The organism is Pseudoalteromonas sp. S1727 (assembly GCF_005886375.1).
GTDB classification, from domain to species: Bacteria; Pseudomonadota; Gammaproteobacteria; order Enterobacterales; family Alteromonadaceae; genus Pseudoalteromonas; species Pseudoalteromonas haloplanktis.
This window is the reverse complement of record NZ_PNDT01000115.1, coordinates 22,393-34,518: the sequence shown is the minus strand read 5'-3', so window position 1 is coordinate 34,518 and position 12,126 is coordinate 22,393. Positions and strand designations below refer to the sequence as shown.

Below are 12,126 nucleotides of genomic sequence, written 5' to 3'. Positions count from 1 at the left end.
GTTTCATACCACTCGTGTTAAGGTACTGACCATGTATAGCGCCAGCTCAATGGCGTGATCACAAGGCATAAATTTTGACATATAGTTGTTCTACATGAATTACTTTATACGCAGTTAGCGCTTTATTTAGCTCGCTAGAATGGTTAAATATTTAAATTGATTGATATAAAGCACCGCTTAAGCTAAACGTATTAAACGCACATCAAAATGCAATACCGCATTAGCACCTATTTTACCGCCATTACCTTTGCGACCCCATGCCAGTTCAGGAGGAATAACAAACTCATAGCGAGAACCAACAGTCATCAATAGGATACCTTCTCGTAATCCTTCAATAGCCTCTGCTAATGCAAACACTTCCGGCATACCCGCTTTATAGCTGTCAGCTATAACACTACCATCTGCTAACATAATACGCTGATTAATTACCACAGTATCTGATGATGCGCCGCGCGAAAATTTCCCGCGCTTCGCGCGATAACTGCGAAAAATAGAAATTACTCTATATTAAACAGCTTTCCAAATACTTAAACTTCAATCTCTGTATATGGCAATGTTGGCGCTGCTCCAACAATCCTGCCATTTTCTACATATACCGCACCTGTTTGAACGCTATCACCTAATATAACACTCTGGCTACTGTCGCTGTATTCGACTAGCGTTGTGCCGTTTGTGTTAACTGTGACTATCGTTGCTATTGTCCGCTGAGTTTTATCGAGTACTGAGCCGAGTCTGTTTAGTGTGTTAGACATTGCTTACCACCTGTATTTTTTGGCTAACTGTAATAGCGCCTTGGTCGCTGATACTGGCGTTAATTGTCATGCTATCGCACGTCGCTTTAAAAACTGAATCTGTGTAAGTGATACCAACTAACATACCTGGTCGAATGGGCGGTAAGTCGTCTAAAATTTTGGTTCTTATTGTTGTATTTTGTTTCTTACCGCTGTTAGCCAGCTCGCACGTTCCGCGCTGACGAGCTGCCTGATTATGTGTAATTAGCGTGTCTACAACATCATTGGCAAACTGATCACCTAGCGTACCAGCTCGTTTGATTTTACATGCTACGCCTTGCTGTTCACCGCGCACAAATACCGCGTTATGTTCCTGGCTTATTGTTTGGCTACTGCTGTGCTCAAGTATGATTGAATCGTTAAGGATCACATCACAGATTGCATTGGCTGTATCCCATGGCACTACGGGCCATGCTGGGACTACTGAGACAGTTTTAGTTGCGTCGTTAATATCGAGTATTGCGCCGACTGACTTAGCAACACTTAACAGTGCCGCAGCTGGGGTTAAATTTGTATAAGTAAACGCGCCTGTAGGGATTGGATAATCAATCATTTTATTATCGAGTGACCACCCCGTATTAACGAGTATGTCAGACATGATCCCCGCCAGTGTTTTAGCGGTTGGGTTAGCGTAGTTTGTAGCCCTTGCGTAAGGGTTAGATAGTAACGCAAAACGACTGCGACAACTTGCGCTATAGCTAGCATTTGCAAAGCGGTAACTAGTGCTTGGCTGCTCACAAATCACATAAAAGTCATAGCCATTTAGCGAGATTTTAAGCTCGTGGCCCAGGGCGCGCTCAAAGTCGATGCGTGAGCAAAATTTAATATTAGCTGTTGCGCTAAATTGGCCGCGAGATATAGAGTAATAAACGCTGTTGATCAGTATCTTTAAATCGTCTGAAACACGCACACAATTAATGGTTGGCTGCATGATGTATGTATTCCTAATTTGTGGCTCGATGGGGATTTTGCGATCAATTGTTGGTACGTCATCATCACCGCGAACAAGTCCGCCCGGTAAACCCCAGTAACACACTTTATCGGGGTTGTTAAAACGCATAACTAAGCGCCCACTGTTTACCCTTGCTGGCGCTGTGAACTCTAAATTCACATAGCCTTTAAACGGATGATTACGCCAATAGCAAATATATTCTTTATCGGTTTCACCGTAGTGTATTACCAGCTCACTTGACTCTAAAAGTGGCTTTACATGCCAATGCATCTCACGCGCTGTTTTGAGCAATTCTGAGCTGTTCCAAAGCGCTTTAAGCTCGGTTTGCTCAAAATCTAACTGAGTTAACCAGTTAAAATAAGCTTCGTTATATTCAATTGCAGTGATGATTTTATACGGCATTTGAATAACGTTTGATACATAGCCGCTATTACCCCATGTAACACTGTTTTGTGCTGTAACTAATGCAATAACTTGCCAGTCAAAACTAAATGCCACAGGGGTTAATTCAGCGTTGCTAAAAGCCGTCTCAAACTCGGTTTTAACTGACTGGGTTTGCCATGCTAGCACTTGAACTTGTGTGATTAATTGCGGGTTCAACCAAGTTAAATCCGACTCGATACCGATATTCGCTTGTAAAAATGGTAACGTTGGATCAACTGGCCCAGTGTCATCACCAAAGCGCATTGTCAGTGGTGATTGATTTATTGCATAAGGTTTAGTAAATCGCATCAACAACGCGGCATCATTACCCATGACATCCATGTCATTATTTTGATAGCTTAATTGAATAGGCGATTTATTAACCTGATATGGATTAATAAAGCGTAATTCAATCATGCTACTGGCGGCTCGTAGGGTAATGGGTTAGTTGGATCAAATACAACTGCATCAACAAGCATGCCTTGTATATGATCTGCTATTTGTGCATTAAATTGCTCATTATCATCAAGTATCACACACATTAAACTGGGGTTAAGGGCCGTTTCTTTTGGAAAGAATTTAAAAAATTGACCACTTACACGTTGATGCCATATCAAAGTGCCACTTTTACGATCAAATACCTGCAAACGCTCAGCGTCTGGATCAACATCTATTGATAATGCTGAAACAATATTCGTTAATTGCGGCCATAAAATAATTGGTTCAAACAAATGCATTACCACTGCTCCATATTAATCCATACAGCACTAGCCCTTCCCCCTGTAGATGGTAGATTCAGGTGAACTTGATTATTAATTATTGGAGTGTAATAAAGTGCTTCATCAAAAAAACCAACTTGCTGAGAGACAAATAACCCAGGGATAACCCCCCGTATTGCAGGGTTCGTAACCGAGTTGTAAGTTTCAGCATATTCAGATCTGTGATAATCGTAGCTGTTATTAAATATATAAGCTGGAGACATAAATGTTATCTCTGGCGTTTCTTTTTTTACCACTGAATCTTCAATATTATTTCGACCTGAACCAAGAAGTGTTCTTATTGTGTACTGCCAAACACTTGGAGGAGAGTCTAGCGTATACCCTTTTATTGATGATGATGCCGCGCCGTCGACTAATTTTCCTGATAAATACGCGGTTGAACCGGGGTTAGTGTCATCATTTAGTCCTGTATAACCTCCGAATAAAATAAATCTATTTTGGTCGCTTGGAATTATTTTATTAAAATCACCAACAAAAAAAGCAGGGTAATAAAGATTTTGAAGGCTTGATACAGACTGATGCGTTGTCATTTTAGTAATAAAGTAAAACGCATGCGATGTACCTATTACCAACCATTGAGGGAACAAATCATAACCAAAGGTGCCACCCTTCATTTTATATGTTGACTTTGGTGACGCTTGAATAATATTTTCAAAATCAATGAATGATTGGCAACATTGAATAATAACTTTCTCACCTACTTCATCACCACCTAAAGCCGATTTCAAAACAAAGCTACCACCAGAGCCGCCCGCGGTGACATCATTAATAAAAGATATTTTATTTATTGCTTCTTCAAGCTGCACTTGCCAACCGAGTGGTATCTTTTCTCCGTACCCTTCAACTAGACACTTTTTAAAAACATTAATAAATTCACTAGGTCTGCCATCTACTATTTGCGGCGCGCCGGGGTCATCCCATCGATAAACTGTTACTGCTTGAGCCATAATTTTAATCCTTATTTCCACGAAATGATAAAGTTGAATTGTCACGCACTATTTCAGAGTGCCCGGGTGATACTGAGCGCGTAACCATGGTTGGTTTACTTGCCGCTAGGGTTTCAAACAAGAATGCTTCACCGGGGTTTAAGCCTGCGCCGAACGCTTCTTTACGTAATATGAAATACGGTGCGCCTGCGAATGAGTTAATCGGCGCACAGTCGTTTAGCGTGTCGCCGCTGTAGATATTACCGACTGATTCACCAATCACGTTGTAAGCGGTGGTTGATGTGAAAACGATTGCCCAGCGCTGAGCTATTGCGCCAATGTTGGTTAGTTCAATTGGGTATTGCGTTGTATTAATAGCACTTGATGCACCCGCACCAAAATCACCAAAGTTATTTTGCCACGCGGCTAATGTACGTTCGTCTTTTGTTTGCGCTTGAAAGTCACCCAAAACCTGAACGCTGCTAACCGTTGCACCTGCGGGATAAGCCCGGTTTAACGGTGTTAGAAGGCTTAATGTGTTGCTATCGATTGCGTCAATCAATGCAAGTTCAGACTGAATTGCAGTGATAATAAACGGCGGTGAAAATGCGCTTATTCCCGCGTTGATAGTTATATCACCCGTTGCAGCATCGTAGTTGTAATTGTCATTAGTCACAGACCATAAACTTGCACCGGTGCTATCTACAATATCAATAAAATCAGCATCAGCTAAAACGTTAATCGTTTGGCCGCTGGTTAAGCTCGCAGCCGCTGTGCGTTCACGGTTCTGTACGCTGACTGGGTTGAACGTATGAAAAATTGGCACAGTGCCATTGTTTGGTAGCGTTGATGTATCAAAGCCACCCGGCGGCGCGGGTACTGTGGTTACTTCAATTTCGTTATAGTCAAAGCGAATTGAGTCGGGCTTAATATCTTCACTAAATGCTAAATCTACATAGCCCGTTGCGCTTACTGTACCCGTGCAATTAGTGCCTGTGATATTACCGCTTAAATCGCTAGACGCTGAGAACGTTGCACCCGCTGCGGTTTCAAACGTAATATAAACCGAGTCACGCGCAAAGCTACTGCTCGGTAACTGCCAGCGCTTAGTGTTGATTGTTAGCGCACCTTTTTGTATTAATGCGCCTAAGTTGTCGGTAACTGTGCCGTTATAATCCACGCTATCAATTTCTGTTATTACGCCAGTGTCATAATCAATGGTCGCAAACACATAACCGCCTGATATAAAACGGCCTTGGCTATCGTCTTTATATACTGTTTCGTCACCCGTTTTTTTGAGCTTAGCCGAGCCTTTTAAAACGGTTTCACCAGCGCCCAATGTAAGCACTGAACTCGTTGTAAATGAATGAAACCTAAAATCTTGATTTGATACATAGTAAAGCGTGAAATATTGGTCTTTAGCCACGGCGGGGTTCAATTTTGCACAAGAGAATGTACCATTTTGATAACGCAGTGAATTAAGCTCACCGGAACCTGCATTAATTTTCAGTGTTTTAACGCCTCTTATCACGTTGCTGGGCTGATCCAAGTAACTTGTGTCGTAATACCATGTGTATTGATACTCACCATAAAATGTAGGCTCAGCTTCTAAAAAATCATCAACACTAATGTTTATTTCAGTAATTTCACCGTAGCTTAAAATGCGCTTAGTACGGTAAATACTAAATGGCTCTGAATCTGGTTTAAGTCCTATCTTTGTATTAACTGTGGTAATGCTTGGCGTTAGTGTGCGTGTGATTGACTCTACTGTTAGCTCTTGGCCTTGTGCATCCACAGCCGCGGTCATTAAACTAGTACCGTGGTATTTTGTGCTAGCTAATGACAAGTACGGCAACATTTCGGCTACTGTATCAGTGTCTTTTAGGTCTTTAGCTTCAACTAACAGCACGTTTACAAGCGGGTCGTCTGGTTGATCGCTTAAGAATATGTGAGCATCTTGCAAACGGCTTGAATCGTCAGTGCTAAGCGCTGGGTAAAGCTTAACTAAATCAAATGAAGAACGCGCATGATCAATGTCACTGATTGAGCTAAACACAGCGTTTAATTTACCGCTGACAATTGCATTGCTTGTGCGATGGCCGCCAGCGTGTGGCTCGTTGCCAATGCGCTGAGGTTCAAATATTTTTAAATCGGTTCTTTTCATTATTTGGCCTTAAACGGTTTTTAAACGTAGGTTTACGTTTTGAAAGTGTGTAGGTGCTGAGTCGGAAAAGTGCGTATGCGGCACGGCTTCAACCGCTTTTTGGCTGTGGTCCCACACCACATTAAACACAGTGCCGCGTATTGTTATTTCAAACGCTGTGAGGGTTGTTTGTGCATGCTCATGCAATGTTGTAAATACGCTAGCGTCTTCAAAATCACTGTATAAATAGATTGGTCGTCCTGCGGTGATAAGAGTTTTTTCAATGTGCTGCGCGCCATTAAGGGCGCGTTCGGTTTGTTCAGCCACTGGCAAATAATCAAACTCATTAAGCCAAACAAAGTTATCCAGGCTTTGTGCATTTATTAAAATCATTGGGTGTTACTCAACTGTTCAAGTTTTTGTAAAAATTGCTCTTCAAACTGAGCTAATAAATTGGCAGATTGGCCGCCAGGCAAAGCAAGTTCTAACCGGACGGTTTTGCCATTGCTCGGCTGTTGGTTTTTAAGCACGGTTATCAATTCACGCACTGCTGCTGTAAGGCTGTTTAAATCGCCGTTAGAAGCGTTATTACTGGGTGTATAATTGTTTGTAGGCGGCGTATAGCTTGGCGTTGGTGTAGGCGTATACGTCTGTACTTGCTCAACCGCTTTTTGAGTGGTGCTTTGCGCTTTTATCGCTTGCTGTTGTGCGTTAATGGCTGCGTTTAACGTGCTCTTTTGCTCACGCGTTAGGTATGTAAGCTGCTTATTGATTTTGTTATATAAATCAGTCAGTGCTTTGCTACTGCTGGCGTTATCAATTTGGCCCCTGAATTTACTAAATTGTGTATTTTGGGTGTCAGCATAAGCGCGGCGTTCGCGCTCTTCGTTGATCTCTTTTGAGTCTAAATCGTAAGGGCTGCGGCCGTTCTCTTCTTGATAATCAACTACGTCACTTACGCTGGCACGTTGCGATTGATTGTAACGACTTACACTGCTTGAGGCGCGATTTGCTGAGGCGGCAACACGCTCTAATTCTTCTTTTTGCTCACGTAAGCTTTTTGATGCTGACTCGTTCGCTTTAACCTGATCATTCGTAGCTTGCGTGGCTGCTCGGGTTGATACTGTGGCGGCATCTTGTGCCGTTTTGTTTTCACCTAGAAGGTTGTTAACCACGGCCATAATAGCGCTGATACGATCTTTTTTATCTGCGTAATCTTGGGCTGTAATTGCATTGTTTTTGTACTGTGTTTCTACTTCATTAAGCTCTTTCTGTAGTTTATTGTTTTCAACATTAAGCTCCTGAAGATTCATAGTTTCGATTTCACGAACTCTAGTTAAATCCTCCTCTTGCTTTATCACTAAGCCTGTTTGTTTATTTAGTGCCTCTTGCGCTATTTTCTTTTGTATTGCCGAGGCTGTTGATTCTTCGAGTATTGCTTTATTGATTGCAATGGCTGCTTTCGTCTTATCAAGTTCACTTGAAAACTTTGATACGGCTTCGCTATTAGCGTCAGTGGCAGGCTTTAAACCATTCGCCTTGGCAATAAGTTTTTCTAATTCTTCGGTTAAACCCAGTGCAGCAGCTGCGGCTTGAATACTTGAGGGTACGGTTTTATCAGTCGCGTCTGCGGCGGCAATGGCAGCCTCAGCCCACTTTAAATAGGCTTGGCGTTGTACGGCTAAGGGTTGCTCTGACTCCTGCATTAGCTCATAGGCTGCGCGTAATTTATTAGCGGTATCATCGAGCGCTTTTGATGACGTTAAGCCTAGCTCCGCATAGGCTTTTTCTACATCGCCCGCGAATATTTTTTGACGTTCAAGTAATGCGCCGTGTTCTTCAAACTTTACTTTTAGCGCATCTAAAATGGCTAACTGGCCCTGGTACTGCTCACCAGCGCCAGCAATTGCAACACGGGCAGATTCTATGCTTTGTATAAAACCATCAACACCAACTTTTACACCGTCTAAGCTTGTTGCCTGCTGCTCTAATGACTGGATGGTTTTAAGCGCTTCTGGCAATGAAAGGGTAAGCAGTTCTTGGCGCTGGCGCTCGGCCTCTGTTGCAGCTGCTGTGGCTTCGGCTAATTTGCGCTGTTGGTATTCAATATTGATATAGCGCTGGGTGGCTTCGTCCCAAACAAGCTTACCGCTTTCTATCAATGCGTCTAATTCTGCTGAATTACGGATGATCAAACCCGTAGAGTTCGCCAGCATTTGCAATTCATCTGCTAATGCTTTGGCTTGTATTGCACTTGCTTGTTGCGACTTCCTGAGTGATTCCTCAGCCACCAGTAAATCTTTATACAGTAAACCAACGTCGATTAACTCGGTAATTAACCAGGTATATAATCCTGCTTTACCTACAGCCTTAAGCGCAGTACTCCATTTAGCTGCTGCAATGCCTGCGGCATTAGTTGCGACTGTGGTAGAGCCAATAGCAGCTGTGTAGGTTCTTAGTGATGCAATGGCCGTGGTTGCGCCGCTGATCACACTGCTAAAATAGTTACCGACTTTAAGCGCCAGCCATACTTTAGCGACAGTGGCTATTTCTTCGCGGTATTCATAAAGCGTGGTGGCCGCACCTTTAATTGCATTACCTGTGCTTACGATTGTATCGCTAATTTTTTGCGCCCATTCTTGCAAGCTGCCATCTTTCGCCATTGCTGCAAATTCAGTATTTAGCGCAGTAATATTGGCTTTTAACCAATCCATAGCGCCACTTTGTGCGATTAAGTTATAAAACTGCTCCATATTGTCTTTAGCGTTTGACACTTGCCCGCTAAAGAGCGCCATTTGTGCAGCAGCAGAGCCTGCACTTGCACGGCCCATTTCATCTATTAAGCCTTTAATTACATCACGGCCCAACTTACCTGCGCTTGATAGCTTTTGCAGCTCAACGGTGTTTTTACCTGTGACTTTTTCAAGTAGATCCCAAACAGGTATACCGCGCTCAACAAGTTGCAGTATTTCTTCGCCTTGGAGCTTTTGTTTTGCCCACGCTTGGCCGAGTGCAAGGCTGATACCTTCAACCTCTTGAAACCCGCCGCCAAGCTTTAATGCTTGGTCTGTGATGGCTTGCATTGTGCCATCCATCGGATCAAGGCCAAACGCTTTAAGTTTTACAAACGCCTGGCTAACTTCGCCCAGTTGTAGCGGGGTGTTTTTAGTAAATTCTTTTACCCATGCGGTGGCTTTTTCGCCGCCTGCAATGCCGCCCATAAGCGCCTGCATTTGCACGCCGAGCTTTTCAAATTTATCACCGGTGCTAAATACCTGGCTTACGGCTTGAGCTACCCGATCAAACCCCACATAAGCCGCTGCAAGTGCGGTAACTTTGCCAATTACACCGTCTAAGCTTTGTGCTTGAGCGCGTTGGGCTGTAGTGCCTTGGCGCAATTCATTACTAAACTTATCGACAGAGCGGCCAGATTTATCAAACTGGGCAGCTAAGTCACGCTTGGCTGCACGCAGGTTATTAGTATCAACATCAGAGCGTTTAAGGGCTGTTTGTAATGCTGCATGCTTACTCGTTTGCTGTGTAAGCTCGGTGCGCATTTGCGTTAGGTCTTTCTCAGCGGCTTCTAATGAGCGCGCGAGTTGCACAAATGGCTTATCAGTGTTTTTAGCTTCGGTTTGTAATTGCTCAAGTGCGTGAGCGGCAGCCGCTGTGGCTATTTCTTGTTGTTCTAGTTTTTGTTTTGACTGCTCAAATGCACGTATTAGATCAGCTTGATTAGCTAATCCGTCTAATTCATTGGCAAGCTTGCCTGCTGTTTGGCTGGTTTTCTTGGCACTGGTATCGGTTTGGTCTAGTGATTCACTGAGTTTATCAGCAGCAGGATTTGCGGCATCGGCACTTTGCTCAATGTTGCGCAGCTCTTGAACCAGTTGCTCAATATTTTGCTTGCCCGTTGCTTCTGCAACAACGCGTAGGGCTAGTTCGAGGGTTTTATCTGCCATGGGTTAACTCAGTTTTAAACGGTGTTTAAGAGTGTGAAAAGGGGCCGCAGCCCCGCACAGGAAATTAGGCGTCGAGTTCTGTGTATAAAAACGGGGAGTTTTTGCCTGTCACCACTTTAGCCGTGCCAGTTAAGCCACCGCTTACAAACTCACTAGCCGCAAAGTCGATTGCTTTATTAGGCATTAAAGAGCTTTCGTATACTTCGAGTTGAATTGCTTTACCATTGGCAAGGTTTTCACCTTCACCAAAAATACGCGCGCGTACTTGGCTTTCAATACCACCTTCAACGGCTCTGCCGCTCATAGCGTTGTGTTGGTAGCTCACAGTAATACTGCCGCCCGCGTCAACTGCACCGCCTTTAATGGAGCGAATAAGGCCAAGGGCATAGTTTACTTCAAAGTCAGTACCTAGCACTAAATCAACAGCAGCTTGCTTAACTGTTAAACCTTCACTTGCTAGGTTCTTATGGCCAAGCTCCAACCAACCTTGGTTTGCAGGGAGTGTTTTAGCGACATCAGCTACATTGCCACTGGCTTGATTAACATCAACCACCTTACCCATTAGCGCCATCGCCAACAGTTCAGACGGCACATCATCAAATTCAATCGACAGCTCAACAGGCTTGGCAATTTTTACATCGTCCAGGGCTTGGCCATAAGAGTCTTTCTTTTTTGATGTACGGATTTTAGAATCAGCTTCAGTTTTGATCTCAAGCTTAGTCATGTTGATAGGGCCAAAAATACCAATGCTTTGGCCCGTTTTACTTAATCGGTCAATGTAAAAATTGCCCGCTACTAATAAGCCACTCATAGGTGCGCTCCTTTCATTCTCATTTGACAAGTAAAGGCCAGCGGGTAGTACGCAAAACCTTTGGTGAATCGGGGTTTAATCGGTGAGTTAACACGCAGCCAAGGGCCTGTATCGCCAGCTAATTTGCCTGCTAATGCGCGAATAGTGTTAACTAAGTGGGTGCCTGCATTTTCTTTACGGCCTTGGCGTACAACCAAAATCACTAACCAGGTTTGTTTAATTTTCATTAAATTGCCGGCGTTTGCGCTATCGGGTAATTGGTCGCCAAAATATAAAAAGTGCAAGCACGGTGTACGTTGTGATGACTCGCCCAAATCAGCTAAGTCGGTAATGTAATTAACTTGCTTAATGTTGGGCACAGTCTCAAGCGCGGCTTTTAATGGCTCGTGTGCTGCTAGGTAGTCATCGGTTATGTCAAACATCAGATAAACCCTTTTGATTTACCACGGGCAAATACGCTACCCGCTGATTGCATAACTGCCGTGTCGTCGGTTTGGGCATTTGCACCTAGCTCATCAACACCAAGCGATAACGTGCCTTTACCAACCGCTACTAAAAACTTAATTGCATTTTGATAGCGCTCAGTAATGTGCTCTGGTGCGTTATCAGTGCCTAAAAAGTAACGGGCAATATCGCAACACAAACGCGTTAAAACGGTTGGCACAATCGTCAGCGGCAGTGAGTATCGGCCCGCTAAATAGCCGTTAATTTCAGCGCTGGCATCGGTTAATGCCTGCTCTAAAATTGGCATGTTTATTTGCTCAGGGTCGCTGTCTTCACGCTCTGTTAGCAGCACTAAATCTTGCTGGCCAAAGCGTTTTAGCATGTCATTAGTGCTGGCATAACTCATGATGATTGACCTTGTTTAACTGCATGGCTAAATACTTTCCATGCGGCATTACGCTGCTCAGCAGTTGGTTTAATAGTGATTGTTTGGCCATCTTCTTCACCAGGCACTTGATACTCAAGCTCATCAACCGTTGGCTTTTTAGCAAAGCGTTGCTCAAGCATGATGGCAATAATGGGGTGTAAGCTTTCATCAATACCCGCTAAATCAAGCTCTATAGCTAAACTGCTATCCACACGTCCATTGTCCAATGATGATTGCGGACTTGGCTGCGTAGACGTTTGACGAGTTTGCACGCTAATGTGTGGATCAGCGCTAAGGGTCTTAAGTTGCTGCTCGTTAATATCTGAGGCTGGCAATTTATTTTTACCTGGTGCAAATGTAAGGCCCGCACGGCGGTACTTTTGACCGCGCGGGTTAGTGACAATGATGCACCCAGTATCAGTACTATTTTTAGACATTTCATATCCTGCCTTTATATAAAACAGTAGG

12 protein-coding genes are annotated in these 12,126 nt (G+C 43.7%); all 12 read right to left on the bottom strand.

The genetic code is table 11. From position 1 onward, the window contains the following. Window positions 1-177: 177 nt before the first annotated feature. Window positions 178-432: an FKBP-type peptidyl-prolyl cis-trans isomerase gene (locus CWB85_RS19745; RefSeq protein ID WP_283235137.1), complete on the bottom strand. Its 255-nt coding sequence runs from the start codon at window positions 430-432 to the stop codon at window positions 178-180. 95 nt (window positions 433-527) lie between these two features. Continuing rightward, complete coding sequence (locus CWB85_RS19740) at window positions 528-752, bottom strand: hypothetical protein (protein ID WP_138555818.1); 225 nt, start codon at window positions 750-752, stop codon at window positions 528-530. Then, window positions 745-2,583 carry a hypothetical protein gene (locus CWB85_RS19735; RefSeq protein WP_138555817.1) on the bottom strand — a complete coding sequence of 613 codons (1,839 nt, stop codon included), beginning with the start codon at window positions 2,581-2,583 and terminating at the stop codon, window positions 745-747. The genes CWB85_RS19740 and CWB85_RS19735 overlap by 8 nt, the downstream gene beginning before the upstream one ends. Then, window positions 2,580-2,903 carry a hypothetical protein gene (locus CWB85_RS19730; RefSeq protein ID WP_138555816.1) on the bottom strand — a complete coding sequence of 108 codons (324 nt, stop codon included), beginning with the start codon at window positions 2,901-2,903 and terminating at the stop codon, window positions 2,580-2,582. Before CWB85_RS19730 ends, CWB85_RS19735 begins: the two co-directional genes overlap by 4 nt. Beyond that, window positions 2,903-3,892, bottom strand: coding sequence for a hypothetical protein (locus tag CWB85_RS19725; RefSeq protein WP_138555815.1), 990 nt, complete (start codon window positions 3,890-3,892; stop codon window positions 2,903-2,905). Before CWB85_RS19725 ends, CWB85_RS19730 begins: the two co-directional genes overlap by 1 nt. A gap of 4 nt (window positions 3,893-3,896) precedes the next feature. Further along, a complete protein-coding gene (locus CWB85_RS19720) occupies window positions 3,897-6,035 on the bottom strand; it encodes a hypothetical protein (protein ID WP_138555814.1) in 2,139 nt (712 codons plus the stop codon). A 9-nt stretch (window positions 6,036-6,044) separates the two neighbouring features. Further along, window positions 6,045-6,407 (bottom strand): hypothetical protein, encoded by a 363-nt coding sequence (locus CWB85_RS19715; protein WP_138555813.1) that lies wholly within the window; start codon window positions 6,405-6,407, stop codon window positions 6,045-6,047. Next, window positions 6,404-9,976: a tape measure protein gene (locus CWB85_RS19710; protein ID WP_138555812.1), complete on the bottom strand. Its 3,573-nt coding sequence runs from the start codon at window positions 9,974-9,976 to the stop codon at window positions 6,404-6,406. Before CWB85_RS19710 ends, CWB85_RS19715 begins: the two co-directional genes overlap by 4 nt. Before the next feature lie 64 nt (window positions 9,977-10,040). After that, on the bottom strand, window positions 10,041-10,787 hold the full coding sequence (locus CWB85_RS19705; protein WP_138555811.1) for a phage tail tube protein: 747 nt from the start codon (window positions 10,785-10,787) through the stop codon (window positions 10,041-10,043). Further along, the gene (locus tag CWB85_RS19700; protein WP_138555810.1) at window positions 10,784-11,209 is read right to left on the bottom strand and encodes a phage tail terminator protein; all 426 of its coding nucleotides are present in this window, start codon (window positions 11,207-11,209) and stop codon (window positions 10,784-10,786) included. Before CWB85_RS19700 ends, CWB85_RS19705 begins: the two co-directional genes overlap by 4 nt. Continuing rightward, window positions 11,209-11,637, bottom strand: coding sequence for a gp436 family protein (locus CWB85_RS19695; RefSeq protein WP_138555809.1), 429 nt, complete (start codon window positions 11,635-11,637; stop codon window positions 11,209-11,211). The genes CWB85_RS19700 and CWB85_RS19695 overlap by 1 nt, the downstream gene beginning before the upstream one ends. Then, window positions 11,634-12,095, bottom strand: a complete 462-nt coding sequence (locus tag CWB85_RS19690; protein WP_138555808.1) for an HI1506-related protein — start codon at window positions 12,093-12,095, stop codon at window positions 11,634-11,636. The genes CWB85_RS19695 and CWB85_RS19690 overlap by 4 nt, the downstream gene beginning before the upstream one ends. Window positions 12,096-12,126 lie beyond the last annotated feature (31 nt).